General features: G+C 43.6%; 18 protein-coding genes and 1 pseudogene. 6 read left to right on the top strand and 13 right to left on the bottom strand.

Annotated features, from left to right (window positions below; genetic code table 11):
* Positions 1 to 637: 637 nt before the first annotated feature.
* Positions 638 to 1,429 carry a glucosamine-6-phosphate deaminase gene (gene nagB / locus SWP_RS19130; RefSeq protein WP_044556101.1) on the bottom strand — a complete coding sequence of 264 codons (792 nt, stop codon included), beginning with the start codon at positions 1,427 to 1,429 and terminating at the stop codon, positions 638 to 640.
* Between the two features lie 271 nt (positions 1,430 to 1,700).
* On the opposite strand from nagB, the gene SWP_RS19135 reads away from it, so the two are divergent.
* Positions 1,701 to 2,333 carry a pseudouridine synthase gene (locus tag SWP_RS19135; protein WP_020914278.1) on the top strand — a complete coding sequence of 211 codons (633 nt, stop codon included), beginning with the start codon at positions 1,701 to 1,703 and terminating at the stop codon, positions 2,331 to 2,333.
* Here the strand turns inward: SWP_RS19135 and SWP_RS19140 are convergent.
* Entirely contained in the window at positions 2,330 to 4,867 is a 2,538-nt protein-coding gene (locus SWP_RS19140; protein ID WP_020914279.1) for a putative bifunctional diguanylate cyclase/phosphodiesterase, read from the bottom strand. The genes SWP_RS19135 and SWP_RS19140 overlap by 4 nt on opposite strands.
* Positions 4,868 to 5,189: 322 nt before the next feature.
* On the opposite strand from SWP_RS19140, the gene SWP_RS19145 reads away from it, so the two are divergent.
* A complete protein-coding gene (locus SWP_RS19145) occupies positions 5,190 to 6,293 on the top strand; it encodes a PQQ-dependent sugar dehydrogenase (RefSeq protein ID WP_044556102.1) in 1,104 nt (367 codons plus the stop codon).
* A 67-nt stretch (positions 6,294 to 6,360) separates the two neighbouring features.
* On the opposite strand, the gene SWP_RS19150 is transcribed toward SWP_RS19145, so the two are convergent.
* The gene (locus tag SWP_RS19150) at positions 6,361 to 7,134 is read right to left on the bottom strand and encodes a sugar-binding protein (protein ID WP_020914282.1); all 774 of its coding nucleotides are present in this window, start codon (positions 7,132 to 7,134) and stop codon (positions 6,361 to 6,363) included.
* 91 nt (positions 7,135 to 7,225) lie between these two features.
* Between SWP_RS19150 and SWP_RS24270 the strand changes: the two genes are divergently transcribed.
* Entirely contained in the window at positions 7,226 to 7,375 is a 150-nt protein-coding gene (locus tag SWP_RS24270) for a hypothetical protein (RefSeq protein ID WP_187148517.1), read from the top strand.
* A gap of 50 nt (positions 7,376 to 7,425) precedes the next feature.
* On the opposite strand, the gene SWP_RS19155 is transcribed toward SWP_RS24270, so the two are convergent.
* The 3 genes from SWP_RS19155 to SWP_RS19165 are packed head-to-tail and all read right to left on the bottom strand — an operon-like array spanning position 7,426 to position 11,757.
* Positions 7,426 to 7,959 (bottom strand): gluconokinase, encoded by a 534-nt coding sequence (locus SWP_RS19155; RefSeq protein ID WP_020914284.1) that lies wholly within the window; start codon positions 7,957 to 7,959, stop codon positions 7,426 to 7,428.
* A complete protein-coding gene (locus SWP_RS19160; protein ID WP_020914285.1) occupies positions 7,956 to 10,361 on the bottom strand; it encodes a GH36-type glycosyl hydrolase domain-containing protein in 2,406 nt (801 codons plus the stop codon). The genes SWP_RS19155 and SWP_RS19160 overlap by 4 nt, the downstream gene beginning before the upstream one ends.
* The gene (locus tag SWP_RS19165; protein WP_020914286.1) at positions 10,348 to 11,757 is read right to left on the bottom strand and encodes an MFS transporter; all 1,410 of its coding nucleotides are present in this window, start codon (positions 11,755 to 11,757) and stop codon (positions 10,348 to 10,350) included. Before SWP_RS19165 ends, SWP_RS19160 begins: the two co-directional genes overlap by 14 nt.
* Positions 11,758 to 12,159: 402 nt before the next feature.
* Between SWP_RS19165 and SWP_RS19170 the strand changes: the two genes are divergently transcribed.
* Positions 12,160 to 13,239 carry a hypothetical protein gene (locus tag SWP_RS19170; RefSeq protein WP_020914287.1) on the top strand — a complete coding sequence of 360 codons (1,080 nt, stop codon included), beginning with the start codon at positions 12,160 to 12,162 and terminating at the stop codon, positions 13,237 to 13,239.
* 28 nt (positions 13,240 to 13,267) lie between these two features.
* On the opposite strand, the gene SWP_RS19175 is transcribed toward SWP_RS19170, so the two are convergent.
* Positions 13,268 to 14,161 carry a LysR family transcriptional regulator gene (locus SWP_RS19175; RefSeq protein ID WP_044556103.1) on the bottom strand — a complete coding sequence of 298 codons (894 nt, stop codon included), beginning with the start codon at positions 14,159 to 14,161 and terminating at the stop codon, positions 13,268 to 13,270.
* A 97-nt stretch (positions 14,162 to 14,258) separates the two neighbouring features.
* Here SWP_RS19175 and SWP_RS19180 point away from each other — a divergent pair, with 97 nt between their 5' ends.
* Complete coding sequence (locus SWP_RS19180; RefSeq protein ID WP_020914289.1) at positions 14,259 to 14,858, top strand: short chain dehydrogenase; 600 nt, start codon at positions 14,259 to 14,261, stop codon at positions 14,856 to 14,858.
* A gap of 240 nt (positions 14,859 to 15,098) precedes the next feature.
* On the opposite strand, the gene SWP_RS19185 is transcribed toward SWP_RS19180, so the two are convergent.
* From SWP_RS19185 to prfB, 3 genes are all read right to left on the bottom strand, one after another.
* Complete coding sequence (locus SWP_RS19185; protein WP_020914290.1) at positions 15,099 to 15,440, bottom strand: hypothetical protein; 342 nt, start codon at positions 15,438 to 15,440, stop codon at positions 15,099 to 15,101.
* 307 nt (positions 15,441 to 15,747) lie between these two features.
* On the bottom strand, positions 15,748 to 17,250 hold the full coding sequence (gene lysS / locus SWP_RS19190; RefSeq protein WP_020914291.1) for a lysine--tRNA ligase: 1,503 nt from the start codon (positions 17,248 to 17,250) through the stop codon (positions 15,748 to 15,750).
* 12 nt (positions 17,251 to 17,262) lie between these two features.
* Positions 17,263 to 18,361, bottom strand: a protein-coding gene (prfB, locus tag SWP_RS19195; RefSeq protein ID WP_187148518.1) for a peptide chain release factor 2 whose coding sequence is annotated in 2 segments (ribosomal slippage) — positions 17,263 to 18,285 and positions 18,287 to 18,361 — 1,098 coding nt in all. Because the reading frame shifts where the segments join, the coding sequence is not laid out codon by codon here.
* 358 nt (positions 18,362 to 18,719) lie between these two features.
* On the opposite strand from prfB, the gene SWP_RS19200 reads away from it, so the two are divergent.
* Positions 18,720 to 19,712, top strand: a complete 993-nt coding sequence (locus SWP_RS19200) for a pentapeptide repeat-containing protein (RefSeq protein WP_044556104.1) — start codon at positions 18,720 to 18,722, stop codon at positions 19,710 to 19,712.
* Between the two features lie 539 nt (positions 19,713 to 20,251).
* On the opposite strand, the pseudogene SWP_RS24845 reads toward SWP_RS19200, so the two are convergent.
* From SWP_RS24845 to SWP_RS19220, 3 genes and pseudogenes are all read right to left on the bottom strand, one after another.
* Positions 20,252 to 20,566: pseudogene (locus SWP_RS24845) on the bottom strand (DUF998 domain-containing protein); the annotation flags it as partial.
* A gap of 32 nt (positions 20,567 to 20,598) precedes the next feature.
* A protein-coding gene (locus tag SWP_RS19210) for an IS3-like element ISSpi1 family transposase (RefSeq protein ID WP_143711153.1) occupies positions 20,599 to 21,749 on the bottom strand; the annotation gives its coding sequence in 2 pieces (ribosomal slippage) (positions 20,599 to 21,512 and positions 21,512 to 21,749; 1,152 coding nt in all).
* A gap of 395 nt (positions 21,750 to 22,144) precedes the next feature.
* A complete protein-coding gene (locus tag SWP_RS19220) occupies positions 22,145 to 22,816 on the bottom strand; it encodes an RDD family protein (protein ID WP_020914294.1) in 672 nt (223 codons plus the stop codon).
* Positions 22,817 to 22,850: the final 34 nt, after the last annotated feature.

The raw sequence follows: 22,850 nt of genomic DNA on the forward strand, positions 1-22,850 counted from the left end.
TTAACATATGAACAGAGACGGATTTGGTCGCAGGCAAAGTGGTAATCGTCCCTAACTGAATAGGCGAGTTAATTCATGCGAGTAGAGCCTACTTTTGCTTACAGGTATTTTCATTAACCCGTAAATGTCCCCCAATAAGCGTTGCGCGGCACTAAAGCGTCAACTAAATACTACTGCCATTCGTCAACAGCAAAATGGTTGTCGAGCTTAAAACAAAAAAGGACAAGCCATAGCTTATACCTATCAGTATAAAAATTTGATCGCTCAGCGAGAGTTTAGCGCCTTTGAGGTAAGGTCATTAAATGCTCCTCGGTAACTGCACCAGTGTGACTCTCTATAATCGCTCCAGCATGATGCTAGCTTCGAGCATCGTTGCTCTCGTACCTCTTATATCAGACCTCCAGAAATGGAGGGAATGCCTGGTTTTGTATAGAATAAAATAGACCATATAGTCGTGCTTTAATGACATTATCCACATCAGATCTCCAGCGGTGGAGCGAATGCCTTAAGCATGTCAGGAACATGCTAGGCATGTGGTTTGTAATGAAGAGCATCGTTAAACTAGGTTCAAGTTCATTAACGCAGCTTCAAAGCCACTAGCACTCGCCTGTAAGGAGTATTTTTGGCTGCGTTATTATTACAGCCCGAGTCTGGCCATCAGCTTCTGGTTTTCAGCCTCTATATGCTTGTAAAAATCACAGTCAGACAAACTCGCAGCCGCCGCTTCATCTATCACTAGTACCACATCTTTATGCATCTGTAGCGCCGATGCAGGGCATGCAGCAGTTAACGGACCTTCGACTGTCGCCTTAATCGCTTCAGCTTTATTGGCGCCTGTCGCTAATAGCACGACTTTCTTGGCATCCATGATGGTGCCTATCCCCATGGTAATCGACAGATGCGGTTGGTACTCATCGGCTTCAAAGAAACGTGCATTATCGTCAATTGTTGCTTTGGTTAAAGTCTTTACTCGAGTGCGCGACATTAAACCCGATGACGGCTCGTTAAAACCAATATGACCATTACGCCCTATCCCTAATAGCTGGATGTCGATACCACCCGCAGCCTCAATCTGCTGTTCATAGCCTTGGCAAGCCGCAATAGGATTAGCTGCATCACCTGGTGGTACGTGAGTGTTTGTTTGATCAATATCGATATGATCAAACAATTGCTGCTTCATAAAGTAACGGTAACTTTGTGGGTGAGTACCTGCAAGACCTAGATATTCATCGAGATTAAAAGTCGTGGCATTAGAAAATGAAATATTGCCAGCCTTAGTCGCTTCAATTAACTGCTGATAAAGCGATACTGGCGTTGACCCTGTTGCTAAGCCCAGCACTGAGTGCGATCTCTTCTGCAGCTGCTTTATAAAGATATTTGCGCCATAGGCCGCGACTGCAGCGCTGTCTTTTAATATTACGATTTGCATAAATTGATCCAATAAAAGTGAATATCTAACAGTCACTGCAGCACCATACAATATGGTAACAACAGAAACAGGGATAACAGCGGCTAATTATACCAACACGTTATGTAACATAACTATAACCTCAAATGACAACGCTGTCATTACTATTAATGGTTTGATATAAAAATTTGTATTGCACAGACACCACACTGACTAAATTGGCTTGAAGCACCGATGCTATTTATAATGAACTCTCCTTAAGAGATTAACTCCGCTGATTAAGAGCAACTGCATGACGTTAAGCGATCAAGAGCAAGCCTGCACTATTAAAGATGACATCAGTCATCAGCACTTTAAAATCTATAAACCTTATGGTTTTCTGAGCCAGTTTCTACCTGAAGCCCGTAAACGCAAAAAGCTACTCGGTGAACTGTTTAGTTTCCCCAGCAAAACCATGGCGATAGGTAGACTAGATCATGATTCAGAGGGATTATTATTGTTGACGACTGACGGCATGATGAGTCATCAAATCCGCAGTAAAGGCATCGAAAAAGAGTATTACGTACAAGTCGATGGTGATATCACAGCCAGCGCGATAACTGCGTTACAACTAGGTGTAGAGATCGGTATTAACGGCGAGAAGTATCAAACATTGCCCTGCAATGTTTTTAGGTTGACTGAGGAACCACAGCTACCAGTAAGAGGCCGTAAGATCCGCGATCCTAGGCATGGTCCAACAAGCTGGGTGTCAATAACGCTATGCGAAGGTAAAAACCGGCAGATAAGAAAAATGACCGCTGCAGTGGGTTTTGCCACACTAAGGTTGGTCAGAGTCAGAATTGGCAACATATTTGTTGGTGGTATGCAGGCTGGCGATGTTACGCCTCTATCAGATTTTAATGCGGCGCTAAAGCCAAAGCCTTAGACGCAATATGGTACTTCAAAAAAGTGTTCCAATTCAGATGCAGCTTTAGGTTTACTGAACAAATAACCTTGGGCTTCATCGCAGCCATTGTCGGCAAAAAACATTGCTTGCTCGGGCGTTTCAACCCCCTCTGCGATCACTTTCAAGTTAAGAGAACGACCCAATGCAATGACAGCCTTAGCGATAGCAGTATTATTGGCATCCTCAGGGATATCTCTGACAAAACCTTGATCGATTTTCAGCTTATTTATCGGTAATTTTTTAAGGTAATTGAGCGAAGAGTAGCCGGTACCAAAATCGTCTATTGAAAGTACAATGCCCATATCAGCCAGCAAAATAAGATCGCGCCCAACCGATTCAGGATCTGACATCATACAGCTTTCTGTCACTTCTAATTCAAGACGATTTGCAGGCAACCCTGTCGCCTTAAGCACATCGGCGACTTCATTGACAAAGGTGCGCCGTTGCAGCTGCGGTCCCGCAACATTGACCGCTATACGGCCAAAATCTTTGCCCTCAGCCAGCCAACTAACCCCCTGTTCACAAGCTTGCTGTAATACCCAACGCCCAATCTCCTGAATAAGGCCTATCTTCTCAGCAACAGGAATAAAAATAGCCGGAGAAATGCTACCTAATAGCGGATCATTCCAGCGAAGCAGCGCTTCAAAACCGCTTAATGCCTTGGTCTTACAATCAACTTTTGGTTGGTAAACCAAGTAAAAGGCCTCTTGAGCCAGCGCATCATGCAACGCACTTTGTAACTTAAGGTGGGCGACCGATTCATACGTCAAAGACTGAGTATAAAAAGCATAGTTATTACGGCCATCTTGCTTGGCTCTGTGCATAGCAGCATCAGCATTAACCAATAATGTACTGGAGTCACGACCATCTTGTGGATAGAGAGCAACCCCCATGCTTGCAGTAAGCCTCACTGGCGCATGTTCACCCAGCATAAAGGGCCGCTCAAAAATCTGCGGCAATTTACTGAGCCGCAGCAATAGCATATCGCTGCTTTCAATATTAGGTAATATTACTGCAAACTCATCACCGCCTAGGCGGGCAATGGTTGCCAGGCTCCCTATAGCTAACGTTAAACGCTGACTTAACTCAACCAGTACTTCGTCACCAATAACATGACCAAAGCTCTCGTTAACCTGTTTGAAGAGATCAACGTCGATGTAAATAACACCTAACTGATATTCGCTTCGGTTTGCCAATCTGATCTCTTGTTCTAAGCGAGAGGTCACCGCCATCCGATTAGGCAGCTTAGTTAACGGATCATGGAAGGCTAAATGGGCCAGTTCTGCCTCATTCTTTTTCTGGGTCGATAGATCAGCAAACACAGCAACAAAATAGCGGATTTGATGTTCATCACCATAAACTGCACTTATAGTTAGTAGTTGCGGGAATACTGCGCCGTTCTTGCGTCGATTCCAGATCTCACCATGCCACTTACCGCTACCGAGCAGGGACTGCCACAATGACTCAAAAAATGCTTTATCATGACGACCAGAGTTAAACACCCGCGGATTTTGGCCAATTAGCTCGCTTTTTTCAAAGCCAGTAATCTCGGTATAAGCGCCATGAGCATCAATAATGATGCCATCGACGTCAGTAATTAGCACCCCTTCTACCGAGTTTTCAAATACACGTGATGCTAGTTCGAGTTGATCTTGCGCAGCTTTATGGGTCGAGATATTACGGGAGATACCAATAATACCGGAAAGCTCTCCAGCCTCGCTGACAACAGGCACTTTAGTGGTCTCTAACCAAGATTCGACATTACCAATATCCAGTCCTTTGCACTCACCTGCTGTGACTTGCACGCCTTTGGTGATCGACTCTTTATCGCCTTCAATAAACTGCTGCGCCAGTTGTGGAGTAAACAACTCCTCATCGGTATGTTCGAGGATCTGTTCCCTTGATAGCTCCCAGGCCATTTCGACGCTTTGGTTAACAATAATATAGCGGCCTTCAGCATCCTTCATCCACACATGCTCTTTCATTGCGTCGATAAATTGCTGCAAACTCACGTTCAGCGGCTTATCAGCAGTACGTTGAATCCCTTTACTGTAATCACGGTAAATCTTGCTTAGATCCAACTCCATACTATCGGCAGACTGTTTAAGCAATAACCTTAAATCTGTCTTACTCAATGAAGCGTTAGTTTGAGGGTTTTCTTGGGTGATGCATAGATAACCAAACAGAGCCTGTGAAGGCCAATAGATTGGCATTGAACAGCTTAAGTCAATTTCAAAATATTGCTCATTGGCCGCTAGAGGTCTAATCACTTGTTGCGGATTTACTGGGCTTACTGAGCTTGATCGCTGTGAATTCGAAAAAGTTTGTTGAGTACAATTTTGACAGAGGCGCTCTAAATAAGAGTCACTCACCCTTGTTGCTGAAAACACATTAAAACAGCCATCATGGCCCATCCTTAATAGTGCAACTCCACAACTAGAAACACGCGCAAGCATGTCAATGGAGGTTCCCCACTGAACTTGTTGAGTATCTGAGACATCAATCTCTATCATTCAACGCTCCACCTAGTGACTACCAAACATCAGCTCAAAATTCAGACTACAAGATATAACCTGCCAGATTATTCTTGAAAGGCCAACATTTACAGGTAATTAATCAGTTATTTTATCGTAAAAAGACAAATCTACTAACCATTATTAGTATTAGCGAGTAATTATATTGCAAATTTGATGCATATATTACCTTTACACTAATTAGCGACCCACTCAGCAGTATCTAAAGCGCGTCTGCTAGATAAAATAAGGGTTGTGATCAAACAGGTACTTTTCATCCGTAGCCACTTAGCCTTATTATGGGAGCATAACAATAACAAGGATGAAGCTTGTGCTAAAACAACTGACCGTTTCAATTAGTTTACTACTGCCCTCAATCGCAAATGCAGCACTACCAATTGATAAAATAACCCTCCCTGCGGGATTTGAAATATCCACCTACGCAGCCAATGTACCAAACGCTCGTCAGATGACGCTTGGAGATAAAGGCACGCTATTTGTCGGTAGCCGCAAAGCTGGCAAAGTCCATGCGCTAATAGACAGTAACAATGACGACCAAGCAGATGTAATGTTTGAAGTGGCTAGCGATCTTTTTCTGCCATCAGGGATTACTTTTCACCAAGGCGATTTATATGTTGCTGAGGTGGATAAGATTTGGCGCTACCGCAATATAGAAGCAAGTCTGCCTAAAATACCAGAGCCAGAATTGGTGTATGACAAGCTGCCTAACAAGTCACATCATGGCTGGAAATTCATCCGCTTTGGTCCGGACGGTTTACTTTATATCCCCGTTGGCGCGCCCTGCAATGTGTGTGAAAGTGACGCTCCTTTTGCCAGTATCATTAAACTCAATGTTGATACTAAGCAAGTCACTACTGTGGCTAAGGGAGTTCGCAACAGCGTCGGTTTTGATTTCCACCCACACACTGGCGATTTATGGTTTACCGATAATGGCCGAGACATGATGGGCGATGATCTACCCGATGATGAACTCAACCATGTGACTAAAGAGGGACAACATTTTGGTTTTCCCTATATACATAACGCCGATATTCTCGACCCTGAGTTTGGTAAGAAAGCCAGTAGTATTAACAACCAGCCACCCGCGCTCAATTTAGGTGCCCATGTGGCAGCATTAGGCATGGAGTTTTATCAGGGAGAACAATTCCCCGCTGGTTACAAAAACAGTATCTTTATTGCGGAGCACGGCTCTTGGAATCGCAGCAGTAAAGTTGGCTACCGTATTGTTAATGTGAAGCTTGATGGTAACCAAGTCGCGCACGCAGATGTATTCGCTTCTGGTTGGTTGCAAGGAGAGCAAAGCTGGGGCAGACCCGCTGCAGTGTTGACCCTAAATGATGGTTCATTATTGATCTCAGATGATGCGGCTAATGCTATCTATCGCATTAGTTATAAAGGTAAGTAAGCCGCAACACCGTGGTCATTTCTGTTATTTTTAAGTGCATTGTTAGCAGTCTAACAATGCACTTTTGTTATCGCACGGCTTTCAATAGCTTTAGTTCGCCAAACACATCAGCATTCTTGTAGCCTAGGTTTTTGTCGCCGTTAACCGCTTCTATAGACTGGGAACCAATAAAGTGTTCCCGCTCTTTTGAGCCATCATTGTCACAGTAAGCCAGCATAAAGCCCATCGTTTTCCCATCTGTTAAGCTGACTCTAGAGTTGCTTGCTCCACTCACTGAAAAGCTAGCGTCATGCACCTCTAAGCTGACCTCCCAAACAATCCTATTATCGGCCGTACTTTGCCGTTGCCAACGACTTTCTACATGCTGATTCAACAGCAAAACTTGCGTTTGGCCATCTTGATAATTCGGGCCGATATCAACAGCTTGGTTATCCAGTGCGATATGATAAGCAAAGGCGTTAAAGTTAAACTGGTGCTCACCACCAGAATGGTCTTCATCAATAAAAATTTCTAAGCAATCATCATCCCAGTAACTTGTTAAAGGATCTGCATATTGATCAAATAAAATGTCGTCTTTGATCTCCACCAACAAATATAAGTGCTCTTTAGTCCATGCAAGCTTAAAACGCCCGCTAAAGTCCTCATGACTAGGCGGTGTCCCCAAAATAAGCTGATCTATCTGGTACCATTTCCCTTGCTGCCAAATGGGCTCATCAGCAACCGCATCAATTACCGGTGCCTTTACAGCAAAAGGCGCCTCATAGGCAAAACTAGTTATTGATGTAGTCAGCAATAGCGCCACTGGCAACCATGACTTTAAGCATTTATCTGACGAGGTCATTGCTTATACTCCAAGCGTATTATTAGGGGCTGTTGATCTTTCACGGTTGTTTTTGCCGCAGTTTATTGGCTATTTTGACAAGGCGGAGGCTATGCCATTTAGTTATTCTCCACAAATAGTCTACAACACAGTAAAAATAGCCAAGAAACGCGGCCCTTTGGGTTCGATTCAATGCTTCTATTACGGTGTTATGAGCGTTTCACTTAGCCAGCTAAGCTTTATCGCTCAAGCCTTGTACTAGAAGCATTATTCCTTACGGTAAAGAACCGAACAAAAACTAAGCTCGAAAGATCAACAGCCCCTAATAGCTTTGATTGAAAATACTTTTAAGAGCCGTACTATTTGCTCTTCGATATTCTCATTCTGACACAGTATTAAAACATCGGGTTCATCGGTCGGTTGCTCCAACGCGCTAAGCTGGCTTTTCAATAATGAAGCTGGAAAAAAGTGATCTTTGCGATTGCTGAGCCGCTGTAAAACCTCCATTTCATCGACGGCTAACCAGATAAACAGGGTGCGATAACCGAGCGCCCTAAAGCAATCTCTATGTGCTCTTTTGAGTCCAGAAAATGCCAAAACAGCCGTTTGCTGCTCAGTCAGGTTACTGACCTGATGCAATAGCCTGCCAATCCATGGTTGTCTCTGCTCATCAGTTAACGCAATACCTTGCTCCATGCTGGCCTTAGCAGCTGCACTATGGAAGTCATCAGCCTCAATAAACTGAGCCGCTAATACGTTTGAAAGTCGCTGCGCTAGTGTTGATTTACCACAACCACTAACGCCCATTACAATAATCAATTGCGGTAGTGTGGAGCTGGTATTCATACAGCCTCCATGACAGCATTTTGCTGCGCAGCAGTCTTTGGAACCAGCACTTCCACTTGGTAACTTTTGCTTGCGACTAACCCTTGTAGATGATTATCTTCAATCTGCTCACCATTCACCTTGATGCTCATTTGCTCAACCACAGCTTGCTCAATTTTGATGTTCAGCTCTATCCCATTAAACATCCGTCGCAATTCCACTTTCGGCCACTCTTTTGGAAGATGCGGCTCTATAACCAAACAACCTAACTCACCTTTCACCCCCACTATCTCTTCCACAATGCAGCGGTAATACCAAGCCAAAGTGCCGGTATTAAACAGCTGACTGCTACGCCCAGCCTGTTGCGGATGTTGAAAATATGCGCCGCGATAATAATTTGGGATAAAAGTAGGTAACTGACCTCGAATGAGCGCATCACGCTGACTAGGCAGCATTTTAATGAGGATCTCAAATGCCCTTTGATGCTCGCCAATCAAGCATAAGCTATAGGCATAAAATACCGCTGCATGATTATAAACACTGCCGTTCTCAGCTGAGCCAGGATACTTTTGCGTTAGCCGCCCCACATCTTCACGCATTGCGGTGTAAGCCGGGGCCAACATCATAGGGCCATAGGGCGTCATCAACTGTTTCTCAACGGCAGCAAGTATTTTCGTGGTTTGCTCGGCATCAACAGCCTTGCTCATTAGTGCCCAGCTTTGGGGGTTAAGGTAGATAGAACCTTCAGCATCAGCCTTAACCCCAAAGGCAACATTGTCATCGGTTATTCCCCTAGCAAACCAGTCTTGATCCCAGCAATGTTGATTGACTGCCGCATTAATTTCAGTTGCAGTTGCGAGTAGACGCTGGCTATCTTTATTTAACCTTTGGTTTATCTCAGCCCATTGCTGCAGTGCAAATGCAGTCGCTAAAGATAACCAGCTAGAAACCCCACGCCCTTTATGGCCCACCATATTCATTGGATCGCACCAGTCACCTTGTTCAATATAGCTAAGGCCACGGCTATCTCTACGCTGTATTAACCAGCCTAAAGCCAACTCAATATGGCGATGCACACTCAAGGTTTGCTCACTGTCAGCAAACTTAACCTGCTCACCTAACAACGAAATATCCCCAGTCTCATTGAGATAAGCGCTCACGCAGATAGGCAGCCAAACACAGTGGTCTGTATGGGGAATTTGATTGATATATTTAAGCTCTGCAATTTCACTCAGCAACACTCCATCGGGCATAGCACCTGAAGATAACTGCTGCGACATCGCCAATAAAAAAGATTGCCGAGCAGTAGTAGGATTGATGTAGCTCATGCCCATATTGTCTTGCAGAAAATTACGTGTTTGTGGATCGGTGCTCAAGCGATTGACATCGCCGTGATAAAACATTTGCCGCGGCAACCATTGATTAAAAAACGGATCGAACAGCGGATCACCACAATTAATATTTAAACAACCTTTACCAGACTCAATATAATCTATGTAGCGCTGTTGCTGCGTAGAAAACGCTTTGGGGTCACCAAAGTGGCGCTGACGGTTCTGCTTAACCTCAGCTTTATTAGTCGCTGGTCCAAACACAAAGCGATGCCGCCTAATCTCATCCGGCAGCAAACGATGACGATACTGCATCACCGCGACAGGCGGCTCATAAGCGCTTACTTTGCTGGCTAATAGCGGAGTATTGATTGCGTCGGGACTGGCCAAGCCGCCCTCTCCTTCAAAGCCATATTGATTTGCCGTCCAGCTATCGGGTTTATCCTCTGCAATTAAAAAGGTTAGGTCTTTAAAATCCTTCAGCTTTGGGTAATCCTCCACCTTTTGATAAGGCGTAACACTCGTCGCCACGATGCCATTACAAGCAGAGTCAAAAGTTGCACTCTGATTCATCCACGACATGTATCCAATCGAGAAGTAGGGGTAGATACTGATATTAACTGCGCTATCGCGAGTGTTTTTAACCTCGAACTGCCACATCTCAAGTGGGTCACTCGCAGACAGATTAACTTCAATTGAAACCGATAGGCCAAAACACTCCACCAGCCAATTTATTGCAGCGCTAGATTGCACAAAACTAAAAGATTGCGAGCGACATCGAACGGGCTCATAAGGCACGGAAAATAGCTCGTTAGTATCTTCATTTTTGATATAGAAAAACCGCCCTGGATGATGCGCAAAATAACTATGCTCAGGCTGCATAAACGTTTTAGCTTCTAGCATTGGTCCATGGCTGTATTTTGCTGGTTCTGGCTGCATGAATTGTGCAGTTGCGTAGCCGCGACAATTCATATGTAACATCATCTGTCTATTCCACAAGAAGCCCGAAGCTTTGGGCATCGCGGTGGCGCTATTTAACTGCACACTGTGTTGACTCATAGAGAAAAGAGGTGCATTAGCTTTAACCACGGGCATCTTCGAACTCCCCTTGCTGGCGTTCAATTAATTCCTGTTGTAATTGCTGCAGCGCTGCATCATCCAATGGATACATTCGAATCACCACCAATGACAACAAGGAGAACAGTGCGGGTAGCAGAGTCATCAATAATACAATGCCATGTTGAGATTCACCGCTTTGAACTTGGTTAGCAACATAACCCATCGATGCAAGCAACCAACCTATCATTCCACCCGCTAACGCGCCGCCAAGCTTTTGCGCAAAAGAGGCGGCAGAGAAAATCATTGCCGTGGCACGACGTTTATTCTTCCATTCAGAATAATCAGCGGTGTCGGCATACATTGAAAATACCAGCGGTGATTTTGGCCCCAAGCACAAACCTATCAAAATCTGTAAGCTGAACATCAAGCCGATGCTCTCTTTAGGTACAAAATAAAATAGCGCCGATAATAGCGTCACTGCCGTCATCAAAATAAGCAGTAAACGGCGTTTATCAAACCACTTAGTCAATAGCGGTGTGAGTGCAGCCCCCGTAGCCAAGGCCAGCATATACACCATGGCAAAACTGCCGATAAGATCTTCACGCTCGGCGTAATACTTAAAATAAAAGGTGCCAGTACTGCCCCTCAGCGAGATTGTCATCATGATAATGAGCGCTAAGCAAAATAGGATAATCCAAGGGCGGTTACTAAATAGGTCTTTAATATCTTGCTTGATAGGCGTTTGTTGATGTGCCGGTGGCTTAATGCGCTCTGTGGTGGTAGCAAAACTAATAGTAAATAACACGGCTGCTGCGATTCCATAGACCATCATGGTTAATTGCCAACCCAATGCCTCATCACCATTACCTAACCAACTCACCAATTCAGGGGTGAGATAAGCCACCAAGGTTCCGCCAGAGAAAGCGCCAATAAAGCGAAAGCTAGTCAGCGCGGTTCTAGACTGAGTATCGGCGGTGATAACCCCAAGCAGCGCACCATAAGGCACGTTGATAAAGGTATAGGCCAGCATCATCAAAATGTATGTCGCATAAGCCCAGATAATTTTGCCTGGCTCATCTAAGTCGGGGACTGTAAATGTCAGTATGCCCGCAGCGGCAATAGGCAATATGCCCCATATAAGGTAGGGTCTGAATTTTCCAAAACGGCTGTGGGTTCTATCCGCTAATGCCCCCATGAGAGGATCTGAAAAGGCATCAATAATCCGCGTGACCAACATCATGGTGCCGACTACGGCAGGCGATAAGCCAAACACGTCGGTATAGAAAATGAATAGAAAAACATCAAACACCCGCCAGTAAAAGTTAGAGGCGACATCTCCGCAGGCATAACCTAGTTTTTCTTTTAAAGAGATGGTTTGACTAGAGGTTTGCTGCACTAAACCCAAGCGTCCCTTTATGATTTGTCGTTGCATCCTTGAAGCACCTTAGCACTACACCACAGTAAAATGGTGTCACTCTGTAGATCGTAAATATGGTTAAATTTCACAGACACAAAATGTAACCGCTTACATTTTAACCTAGCATGTTAACTTTCAGATTGATAGCTGGTTTTTCGTACGAAAATATTTTGTTATTGCCAAGATTCAATTTATCCATAACAGCTTTAGGCGAACAGCCTCTATTGGATACTCCTGTGGCATCACAGGTGAAAAGCTAGTTTCCCCTCATACGCACAAACTCAATCACACCAATTCGAGCTTAATAACAGCAACCGCAATTAATTGAAGCTCTAGCGAATTTCAGTCATCATAGTGCTAACTAAGGAAGGTTTTCAGACATTTACGTTTGACTACTAATAATGGACACACCTCAAAATGAAACAGCTCATCCTTGCGCTTTTAATACTATTTACATTCAGTGCTCATGCAGCTTTTGACAGTAAAGAATCTGTCTACGCGGATCTACTCAATAGTAATAATTTGCAGAATGTAAAATTGGGTGCCAAAGCGCTACACCATGATCTACCTGATAATGTCGAACTCTGGGATTTAGCCGCCTTTACTATTTGGTCAATGAATAGCAATGGCGACAGAAGTAATGCAGAGTTTGACGACACTATCTCTTGGCTAGCGAAAGCCATAGGTGAGAGTCAGCGAGGGCGATACCAAACACTGTTAAACGAGCAATTAAAGCTGGCACAATCGAGTAAAGTAAGGCGCTACTTTAAGGGAGCAATCAAAGAGCTTAACAATACTGAAGAGCTACAATTTGATGCTACAAACTACACAGCACAAGTAGCGTTGAGTGACCCTAAGCATATTCGGGCAACCGCTGAAAACTTCAAAAGAATAAAAGTTGGCGATACCTTAGAAGTGGTACTTTCATTGCTCGGGCAACCAAATGGGGTCGGACAGTATATTCGTAGTTATAGACGCCCTTTTATTGGCCGTCAGACGTTTCAAAATTTGCGCTTATCGTACATTAACTTTGGTTCTATGGAACTTAGGTATGAGAAGACACATTGGCTGGTTGACCTAAAATCAAAACAAACTGATGCTGATATTTCTGCAGTTTCTGCAGATTTTCGCGATCTACTCTCTCGCCTTGTCAGCAATGATGTCACTCAAATTCGCAGCGCCGCTAGAGAGGCAATAAAACTACCTTTAACCGATCAAGCAACACTCGATCATATCGCACAGTATATTTGGGACAGCCAAGACACCCAAAATGACCAATTTGCAGACTCACTTGCTTGGCTATGTAAAGTATTAAGCAACAGCAAAAATGGCCGCTATAAAGAGATATTAGCGACTCTTGCTCAAAAGCCAATCCATAAGAAAATAACTCGCTATGCAGCCAACTCAGCTAAAAACTTACCCATTAGTGCTGAGCATTTTACCCCAGCAATAAACACCAAAACTGCTGAAACTCCAGAGGAAAACACAAGCTTATAGGGTTTTGATACTCAATAAAAACCAGCCATTAGGCTGGTTTTTTTTCAATAAGGAATTCGATTAACGCTCTAAGGGCAGGATTCATCAATCTGTTGGCTGGGAAAACCAGTGAAACAGGCGTTTCGTCAAACTCATAATCCTCTAGAATTGGGCAAAGTTCACCAGAATCTAAATACTGCTGCATCAAAAATGAAGGCAGGTAAGCAATTCCATGACCATCAGCGGCGAATCTCGCTGCAACTTCACCGTCATTGGCCTGCACATAGCCTTTCACTGTAATCGTCGACTCCTTAGCCGCCTCATTATAGCGCCATCGACCTGGCTGGCGGTTCGAGCTATCAAGCACGCATTGGTGCTGGCTCAACTCTTTCGGATGTTTAGGTAAACCATGTAGCTTAATGTAGTCAGGGCTCGCAACAAAATGTACCTTTATCGAAGTATATTGCCGTGCAATCAAATTAGAGTCCGCAAGCTCACCTATTCTTATACTTAAATCCACCCCCTCCTCAACCATGTTGACGAAACGATTTAAGAATAACCACGAGATCCGCACATCAGGATGCCGCTTAATAAACTCGCTGGTATTGTGCAGATAACCTAATGCCGCACTTCCTTGAGGCGCGGATATAGTCAGATTTCCCGCAACTTGCTGCAGCCTTTCACTGGCAATATTTTCGAGGCTATCTATCCGCGCAATAATCTCTTTAAACTGCTCGAGGTAATATTCACCCTCACTGGTTAAATGCATCGCTCTGGTGGTGCGATAGAGCAGCTGTGATGAAAAATGACTTTCCAAATCAGATACATGTTTACTTACTGCCGACGCCACAATATTCAGCTCTCGCGATGCCTCAGTAAAACTCTCTCTTTCAGCCACGATGACAAAACTTCGCATCGCTTTTAATAGATCTATTTTTCTCATTTGGAGAATATTCATTTCATTTTGAGGTTATTTATCAAATATACATGAACAATTATAGTGACTCCATCATCTACAACGAATCAACTTGGAGCAACACATGAAAATATTACTTATCGGTGCATCTGGAACTATCGGCGCAGCAGTAGAAACAGCTCTTAAGCCTGAGCATACAGTCATCTCTGCAAACTTTAGTGGCGGCGATGTGCAGGTTGACCTTGGCAACACTGAATCCATTAACGCGATGTTCAACTCTGTAGGCAAGGTAGACGCCGTTATCTCTACCGCTGGATTAGCATCGTTTGCGGCATTGAATGAGCTGACCGAAGCAGACTATCAACTAGCGCTACAGAACAAACTCATGGGGCAAATCAACCTGATTCGAATTGGTCAACAATTTGTCAACACTGGCGGTTCGGTTACCCTCACCTCTGGAGTATTATCACGTGAGCCTATGCATGGTAGCAGCGTTATCAGTATGGCCAACGGGGCTTTAGAGAGCTTTGTAAAAGCGGCAGCACTAGAACTCGATACACTGCGTGTTAACGTCGTAGCACCTATCTTTGTAAAAGAGACCATGGCAATGATGGGCATGGATACAACGTCAGGTTTATCTGCTGCAGATACAGCAAACGCCTACGTTGCAGCTGTAACCGGCGACATGAGTGGCAAAACTCTGGATGCACCGGGTTTTGTCTAATGTTTTTATAGCCTAAGTTGAATGTTTTGCACGCCTGCTTTAACTGGACGCTTATGTCAGTCAATAGAAGCACTCTGTCGACTAGAGTGTTTCTAATCTCAATAGCTAACGCGTTTAAATAGCTTTAGCTAAGCGAAGCACATTTTTCAGTTATAAAAAAAAGCAGTTAAGCTCAGGCTTAGCTGCTTTAATTCGGCTTAATATCGGTGAACAACTAAAGCCTGTAAGTCTCAATCAAGACTAACTCGCTTTAACAAACTCACTTTCGCGAGCAAATGTTATTGCAGCTTCACAGATCTTAACCTGCTGTTGTTTGTTGGCCGCTTGGAAGTTCTTCATATAGAGATCCAGTGCGTCACTTGTCTCCTTTGACATCACCATATCTTCAATACCAGCACCTCTATGCGCCATGGCAGACTGCCCGACAATACTACCTTCTATCTGCATGTCATGTTCAGCATAAAATGTGGTACAAATCATTAGACTTGCCATGCCTAATGCCACATCTTGGTCTAACTGCTCTGCGCTTGCTTGCCCTGCAATCAAGCAGCTTAAAAGACCCGCCAATAAAACTTTTTTCATTATGATAAACCCTTTTAAAAAGTCATCATCTTCCTGATACCTTTATGATATTCAGTGTTTCTCTTGTATCTAGAGCCATCATTCTCTAGTGATGAGGCTAGCATGCTGCCTATTTATTTGTATGTGATACCCAACCGAGTTAACCGTTTTCGAATCAATTCTGTGTGCTCTATCACTAAATAAACTAAGTAACATTTAGCGAAAAATTAAACCTCTAAATCAGTGGATATAAAAAAAGCAGCTAGGAAAACCTAACTGCTTCTTAATCAGACTCAACTCACATTGAGTGAGGCAATGCCCCTAACAATCACCCTTGTGGGCGCATCGCTGGGAACAGAATCACGTCACGAATAGTGTGCGTGTTGGTAAATAGCATCACCAAACGGTCGATACCAATACCTTGACCCGCTGTTGGCGGTAGGCCGTGCTCTAGTGCGCGGATATAATCTGCGTCATAGAACATTGCTTCGTCATCACCAGCATCTTTCGCGTCAACCTGAGCTTTAAAACGGTTGTCTTGATCTTCTGCATCGTTAAGCTCAGAGAAACCGTTAGCCACTTCACGGCCACCGATAAAGAACTCGAAACGGTCAGTGATAAAATGGTTTTCATCATTACGACGTGCCAGCGGAGAGATGTCTGCAGGGTAGCCAGTAATGAAAGTAGGTTGCATTAGCTGAGGCTCAGCTGTTTCACCGAAGATCTCTTCAAGCAGTTGACCACAAGTCCAGAACTTCTCGATTGTCATGCCGATGCTTTTCGCCAGGTTACGCATAAACTCAACGTCTTTAACTTCTTCATAAGTCATTGACTGAATCGTTGCGTTTTCTGGGTTGTACTTCTTGATCGCATCCAACATGCTTAAACGCGCGTAAGGGCCACCAAAATCAACCGTATGCTCACCGTATGGCAGCTGAGTTGAACCACAAAGATCAGTGGCGATAGAACTTAGCATCTCTTCGGTAAGATCCATCAGATCTTTATAGTCAGCGTACGCCATGTAGAATTCCATCATAGTGAATTCTGGGTTATGACGAGGAGACAAGCCTTCGTTACGGAAGTTACGGTTAACTTCAAATACACGCTCAAAGCCACCAACAACCAAACGCTTAAGGTACAGCTCTGGTGCGATACGCAGATACATAGCCATATCTAAGGCATTATGATGCGTTTCAAATGGACGAGCTGAAGCGCCACCTGGGATGCTGTGCATCATTGGGGTTTCAACTTCCATGAACTCTTTTTTGATCATGAAGTTACGGATTGCTGAAACAACCTTTGAACGCATGATAAAGGCTTCACGAGACTCTTCATTAACAATCAAGTCAACGTAACGCTGACGGTAACGAGTTTCTTGATCTGACAAGCCGTGGAATTTTTCAGGCAGTGGACGCAGTGCTTTAGTTAGCAACTGGTACTGTTCCATGTTCACGTAAAGGTCACCTTTACCAGAAAGGTGCAGCTTGCCTGTCACACCTATGATGTCACCGATATCTAGACCTTGGAAAGTGGCTTTAAGATCTTTTTGAACATCCTTACCCGCATAAGCTTGGATACGTCCGCTCACATCTTGGATAACCAAAAATGGGCCACGCTTAGCCATAACACGACCAGCGATTGAACGTTGAACGTCCATGCCTTCAAGCTCTTCTTTAGTATGGTGACCATACTCAGCTTGGATATCTGCCGCTTTGTGTTTTCGATCGAAGTTGTTCGGGTGACCGTTTGCTGGGCAGTTCGCGCGGATGTGCTCTAACTTGGCACGGCGTTCTGCAATTAACTTGTTCTCATCTTGTGTTTGTTCAGTCATCTTCTTCTCTCGTTAAAGGCCAGATTTAAGGCTAGCTTCAATAAACTTGTCCAGATCGCCATCTAAAACGCTCTGGGTATTTCGGTTTTCAACGCCGGTACGCAGATCTTTAATACGTGCATCATCGAGCACATATGAGCGGATCTGGCTGCCCCAACCAATATCTGATTTAGCATCTTCAGCGGCTTGCTTATCAGCGTTCTGTCTAAGCATCTCTAGCTCATACAGCTTCGCTTTTAACTGTTTCATCGCAGCGTCACGGTTCTTATGTTGTGAACGGTCATTCTGACACTGCACGACGGTATTTGTAGGCACGTGAGTAATACGAATCGCAGATTCGGTTTTGTTCACATGCTGACCACCCGCACCTGAGGCGCGGTAGGTATCAATTCTTAGATCAGACGGATTGATATCAATCTCAATCGAGTCGTCAATCTCTGGATAAACGAACACCGAACAAAAAGAGGTGTGACGTTTGCCCGATGAATCAAACGGTGACTTACGTACTAAACGGTGTACACCGGTTTCTGTACGCAGTGAGCCAAAGGCGTATTCGCCAGTAAACTTAATGGTAGCGCCTTTAATACCAGCAACATCACCATCAGTCACTTCAATCAGTTCAGGCTTATAGTCGTGGGCTTCACCCCAACGCAAGAACATACGCAGTACCATATTGGCCCAATCTTGCGCTTCTGTTCCGCCAGAACCAGATTGAATATCTAAATAACAATCGGCTGCATCATGTGGACCAGAGAACATACGGCGGAACTCAAGTTCCTCTAACCGTTTCTCAAGATCATCTAATTCAGCACTTGCGTCGTTGAAGGTTTCTTCATCATCTTCTTCAACAGCAAGTTCAAGTAATCCTTCAATATCTTCTAAGCCGCTATCCATATCGTCGATAGTTTTCACTACCGCTTCAAGTGCGGAACGCTCTTTACCTAGCGCTTGTGCGTTGTCAGGATTATTCCAAACCTCAGCACTTTCAAGTTCTCTGCTAACTTCTTCTAGACGCTCACTTTTAGCATCGTAGTCAAAGATACCCCCGAAGAAGGTCGGTACGGTCAGCGAGCTCCTTGATTTTGAACTTAACTGGATTTACTTCAAACATGATTTAGCCAACTTTTTAATTAGTTTTGCCGACGACAAGCAATGACTTGCAAGCGCCTCAATTATATACAGATAGAAAACCCGCTATTTTAACCTATGCATGGGTTGAAACCTAGCCGCAAAACCGATCAAAACAGCAATTTTATTCAACAATATTAGCTAAAGCGCTAAAAACCCACATTGATACTAACGACCACACTTCTTTTATGATGCTTAGACGGAAAATACCAATCCAAATAAACTAAGTAAAACTTGATGCAGGAACCAATAAATTCTAGGGAATTAACAAAAAAAACGCTGAAAATAGCAACAACTTCTATACTAAAAAGACCATTAAATACCGAGGCCACAATCAGCGAATGCCGCCGACACACGACCAAGCGTTGACATGCCGTTATCATGAGGAAAATAACCACACTTGCCAAGAACCGGCAGGTGATTCAGGCTTGTGCTACTGGCACGACCCAAAGTTTATTAAAGACAGACCCGAAGATATTCAACAGCTTGAACAATACGCCAGACGCGGAGGTCAACTTAGGGGCATCAGTCTCAACCATGCCAAGCTTAGCGGAATAGATCTGGTGCGCCACCAACAAAAAATTGGCTACGATCTCAGTAACGCCGAGCTCTACCGTGCTGATTTAAGTGGCGGTCACCTGTTTAATATTAACCTTACTGATGCCAGTTTAATGAAGGCAGATCTGCGGGAAGCAAATCTGCACTGCGCCAACCTTGATGGCTGTAATTTGCTGGGAGTTAAATGGATTGGCTCCAAAATAGAGAACATGCACGCAGGCAAGATCCTGCGTCAGGAAAAGCTCGCGCTAGCGGCTGAAAAATGTGGTAACACAGAAAAAGCCATGGACTATTTTGAGCAGGCAGAAGAGATCTATCGCGACCTACGTAAAGCCGCCGAGCGTGAAGGACTATTCGCCATGTCAGGCGAGTATATTCGTAAAGAATTGACCATGCGCCGCCACCAAATGCCCAAACGTTGCGTAAAACGATTTATCTCTAAAGCGATTGATCTGTTTTGCGGCTACGGTGAAGCGCCCTTGAGAGTCATAGGGTTTTCTTTGGTGTTGATATTGTTCAGCGCCATTTTATATTTTTTTACTGGACTTAACTTTAACGGCGAAGTGCACCAATTCAGCTTTAACAACAGCTTAGTCGATAACCTGTTTATCTTTCTAAATTGTATCTACTACTCTGTAGTCACCTTTACCACACTCGGGTATGGAGACTTCACCCCCATAGGGATCTCCCGCGCAATCGCTGCGTTCGAAGCCTTCACCGGCAGCTTTACTATTGCGCTTTTCGTGGTGGTATTTGTGAAAAAGATGACCCGTTAAGGCTACTTTGTTGCTCAATGGCTTAAATAGATTAAGTACTACAGCGCGGGGTAAAGAGAATATATCGCAATCAAATGCAATTCATCTGCATTGAGCTTTTGCAAGTCGCCGTGAATATATCCCTATAGGCTCTGCTAAATCATCCATGATTTAGCAGCTTGCATAGCTCAACTTAGATGAATAGCTTGCAAACTTATTGCTGTAGCGGACTCATTATTGGACAAAATTTTATTTGTGTTTGAAGCGGTTCGACATCTAAACCCCAAACCCGAGCTATGGATCAAAGCGCTTGTCCCGCCAAAGCTATGCCCACATCTGATAGGCAAGATGGCTGAATGACTTGAAGTGCACGGGGCCACTTTTCACGATCTATGTTTTCGAGCACATCGTGTAACTCGTCCAGATTGTATCTTTCATAGTTAGGTGAGCTCATCCATACCCCACGTGTGCCTAACGACCTGTAAGGGGAAAATTGTAGTTGCCTGAAATCTGAAGCGAGCGGAACCTGCAACGGTTACATGTTCCGCTGGAACAGCTTGTTAGTGAAAACTTACACCAAAAAGTAACAAAACCGTACTTAGAAATATACTTGCTTCAGCTAACCTCTGCGCTAAACCAATAAACCTTTTAGGGAACCCAATAAGAAATATTAATAAAAAAGAACAAAGCAAAGTAAAAGCTACGTCAATAAACCAAACTTCCTTGCTGTCCATTAATTCATTTAGTTGATATGCCATCGCAGCGTAACAAACACCACCAATAATATTATGTATGGAGTTTTTCCACGTACCTAGTAAAGGGGTTCCCGGATCGCACGGAAAAAATGCACTTAGAAAATAGCTCAAGCCAATTGCACCCGATAAGAACGTGGTAAGCCCCTAGTTTTCTAGACACTTTCTAAGTTCTCATAATACTGCTTTTCAAAATTCATTGGAGACAGTCCGTTATTACTACCATGATGCCGCACTGGATTGTAGAAATATTCGATATAGTTAAATATTTCAGCACGCGCTTCATCTCTGGTTTTGTAGACTTTTCGCTTAATCCTGTCTTTTTTCAGTAATGAGAAAAAGCTTTCAGCAACTGCATTATCATGACAGTTTCCTCTTCGACTCATACTCGCTTCCAGGTTGTGCTCTTTAAGAAAGCTGCGCCAATCAGAGCAAGTATATTGCACGCCTTGATCGGAATGGATAAGCACCTTTTCTGTTGGAGTGCGTCTCCATACCGCCATCAGTAGCGCATCAATAACTAGGTCAGCTCTAGCTGTACTTTTCATTGTCCAACCGACAACTTGTCGAGAGAATAGATCGATAACAACAGTGAGATATAGCCAACCTTCATGAGTCCGAATATAGGTAAAGTCGGTCACCCAAACTTTATTGGGCTCAGCGATGTCAAACCCTCTATTTAACGTATTTGGTGCTGTATGACTAACATCGCCTCTGCCAAAACTTGGATTGCGCTTATAGCCACGTACAGCCTTAATATCAGCTGTTCTCATGATCCGATATACCCGATTTTTTCCAACAGCCTCACCATCATCTTTAAGGTCTAAAGTGATATTTCGGTAGCCATACACACAACCGCTTTCTAGCCAATACTGTTTAATTTTACCTAGTAGTCGCTTATCTTCAGTAGCTCTGCGACTCAGAGGCTCCTTAAGCCAGGCATAGAAGCCGCTGCGGTGAACGCCAAGTATTTCGCATAGGGTTTTTACTGGGTAGTGCTTGAGCCTAGACTTTATGAACGTGTACTTTTCTTTGACTCGCTTGCAAAGTACACGGCGGCCTCCTTTAGGATATTTCGCTCTTCGGTTACGCGACGTAGTTCAGCCTTGAGTTTACGTATTTCGTCTTGTTGATTATCAATGGTGATGTGTTGCTTTTCCGGCTTATCAAACTTATTAATCCAGTTGTGCAAACTTTTGGAAGTGACGCCTAATCTATCAGCAACATCTGCGATTTGATAACCACGCTCAGTGACTTGTTTAACAGCTTCTATTTTGAACTCATCTGGATATCGTTTTCCGCGCATGTAACACCTCATATTTTTGGTTAAGTATAACTCTATGAAGTGTCTACTGTTCTAGGGGCTTACCAACGCAGCTGGATAATTACTGGTATACGTAGCAAAAGAAACAATTAAACAACCTAATCCTACGGGTAAGAATATGAAATATGAAACCTGCTTTTCATATTCCGAGTTCAACTCCCCCAATTCACTGATTGAGTATCTGAAGTGGCTATATGCTTTACGTTTTTTAGCATAAAGCACTACTCCACAAACTAAATAGATATAAATAATAATTAGAAAAAGCGCCATACTATCGGTTTAGCTAACAGTCCTGTTAAGGGGAAAATTGTAGTTGGCTAGAATGTAAAACGAAGCGAAACCTAGCCAACTGTTACGTGTTCTTGGTTGATTGCTTGTTATGTTCGTACTACTACTGTCCCACCAATATAGTCATGTAATGCTCGGCGTTTATCGTTAAATAGCATAGTAATAAATTCGGATAATCCCCATACCGTGGCTAAAATACCAAATCCAATTACTCCGTAAGCTACCCCTTCTGAGATAGCTCCAGACAATTCTAAAGATATTGCAACAACTAAGATAATTAAGACCCAAGAAATATTTAGAGCTAAATTAACGGACTCTCTTCGTAATGCTTGTTTAACATTTATTTCAGTTTCAGTGTCATGGTTGAGGACTTTAACGTCCATAAACATTTTTCCGAGTGTCTGACCAAAGCAACCGTGCATAAAGATGGCGTATATCGCAAACTGTACTCCATTTAATGCTTGTAGGAACTGATCTTCAGCACTGTACTCAACACCAAAAACTAGACATTCCACATACAAAATTATTGCAAATACAATCCCATCAATTGTCGCAGCCCAGAAACGGGGCCAGAATGTAGAATATTTATCTACTTCAATTTCTTTGGAAGATTCAATTTTTCCTTCTGGTAAATGATTAGGATCATTTAAAAGTTTAACAACAGTTTCATATCTCTGAGGATACATGTCTTTGTTTATATGCTTTTCAGCATCTAACAAATCGTTGTAAGAGTATTCAGAAAAGTTTGGTTCGTAATCCATTAATTTGACGATTCCCTATGTACATAACACCCAT

The sequence above is a fragment of the Shewanella piezotolerans WP3 genome, assembly GCF_000014885.1.
In the GTDB taxonomy this organism is placed as follows: Bacteria; Pseudomonadota; Gammaproteobacteria; order Enterobacterales; family Shewanellaceae; genus Shewanella; species Shewanella piezotolerans.

Bases quoted from the DNA above. Each gene is read 5' to 3' on its own strand.
- SWP_RS19140 (WP_020914279.1), bottom strand. From the start codon at position 4,867: ATGATAGAGATTGATGTCTCAGATACTCAACAAGTTCAGTGGGGAACC.
- SWP_RS24270 (WP_187148517.1), top strand. From the start codon at position 7,226: ATGCCATTTAGTTATTCTCCACAAATAGTCTACAACACAGTAAAAATA.
- SWP_RS19185 (WP_020914290.1), bottom strand. From the start codon at position 15,440: ATGAAAAAAGTTTTATTGGCGGGTCTTTTAAGCTGCTTGATTGCAGGG.
- SWP_RS19180 (WP_020914289.1), top strand. From the start codon at position 14,259: ATGAAAATATTACTTATCGGTGCATCTGGAACTATCGGCGCAGCAGTA.
- SWP_RS19145 (WP_044556102.1), top strand. From the start codon at position 5,190: ATGAAGCTTGTGCTAAAACAACTGACCGTTTCAATTAGTTTACTACTG.
- SWP_RS19150 (WP_020914282.1), bottom strand. From the start codon at position 7,134: ATGACCTCGTCAGATAAATGCTTAAAGTCATGGTTGCCAGTGGCGCTA.
- SWP_RS19160 (WP_020914285.1), bottom strand. From the start codon at position 10,361: ATGCCCGTGGTTAAAGCTAATGCACCTCTTTTCTCTATGAGTCAACAC.
- SWP_RS19170 (WP_020914287.1), top strand. From the start codon at position 12,160: ATGAAACAGCTCATCCTTGCGCTTTTAATACTATTTACATTCAGTGCT.
- SWP_RS19200 (WP_044556104.1), top strand. From the start codon at position 18,720: ATGCCGCCGACACACGACCAAGCGTTGACATGCCGTTATCATGAGGAA.
- SWP_RS19135 (WP_020914278.1), top strand. From the start codon at position 1,701: ATGACGTTAAGCGATCAAGAGCAAGCCTGCACTATTAAAGATGACATC.
- SWP_RS19165 (WP_020914286.1), bottom strand. From the start codon at position 11,757: ATGCAACGACAAATCATAAAGGGACGCTTGGGTTTAGTGCAGCAAACC.
- SWP_RS19175 (WP_044556103.1), bottom strand. From the start codon at position 14,161: ATGAGAAAAATAGATCTATTAAAAGCGATGCGAAGTTTTGTCATCGTG.
- lysS (WP_020914291.1), bottom strand. From the start codon at position 17,250: ATGACTGAACAAACACAAGATGAGAACAAGTTAATTGCAGAACGCCGT.
- SWP_RS19220 (WP_020914294.1), bottom strand. From the start codon at position 22,816: ATGGATTACGAACCAAACTTTTCTGAATACTCTTACAACGATTTGTTA.
- SWP_RS19155 (WP_020914284.1), bottom strand. From the start codon at position 7,959: ATGAATACCAGCTCCACACTACCGCAATTGATTATTGTAATGGGCGTT.
- nagB (WP_044556101.1), bottom strand. From the start codon at position 1,429: ATGCAAATCGTAATATTAAAAGACAGCGCTGCAGTCGCGGCCTATGGC.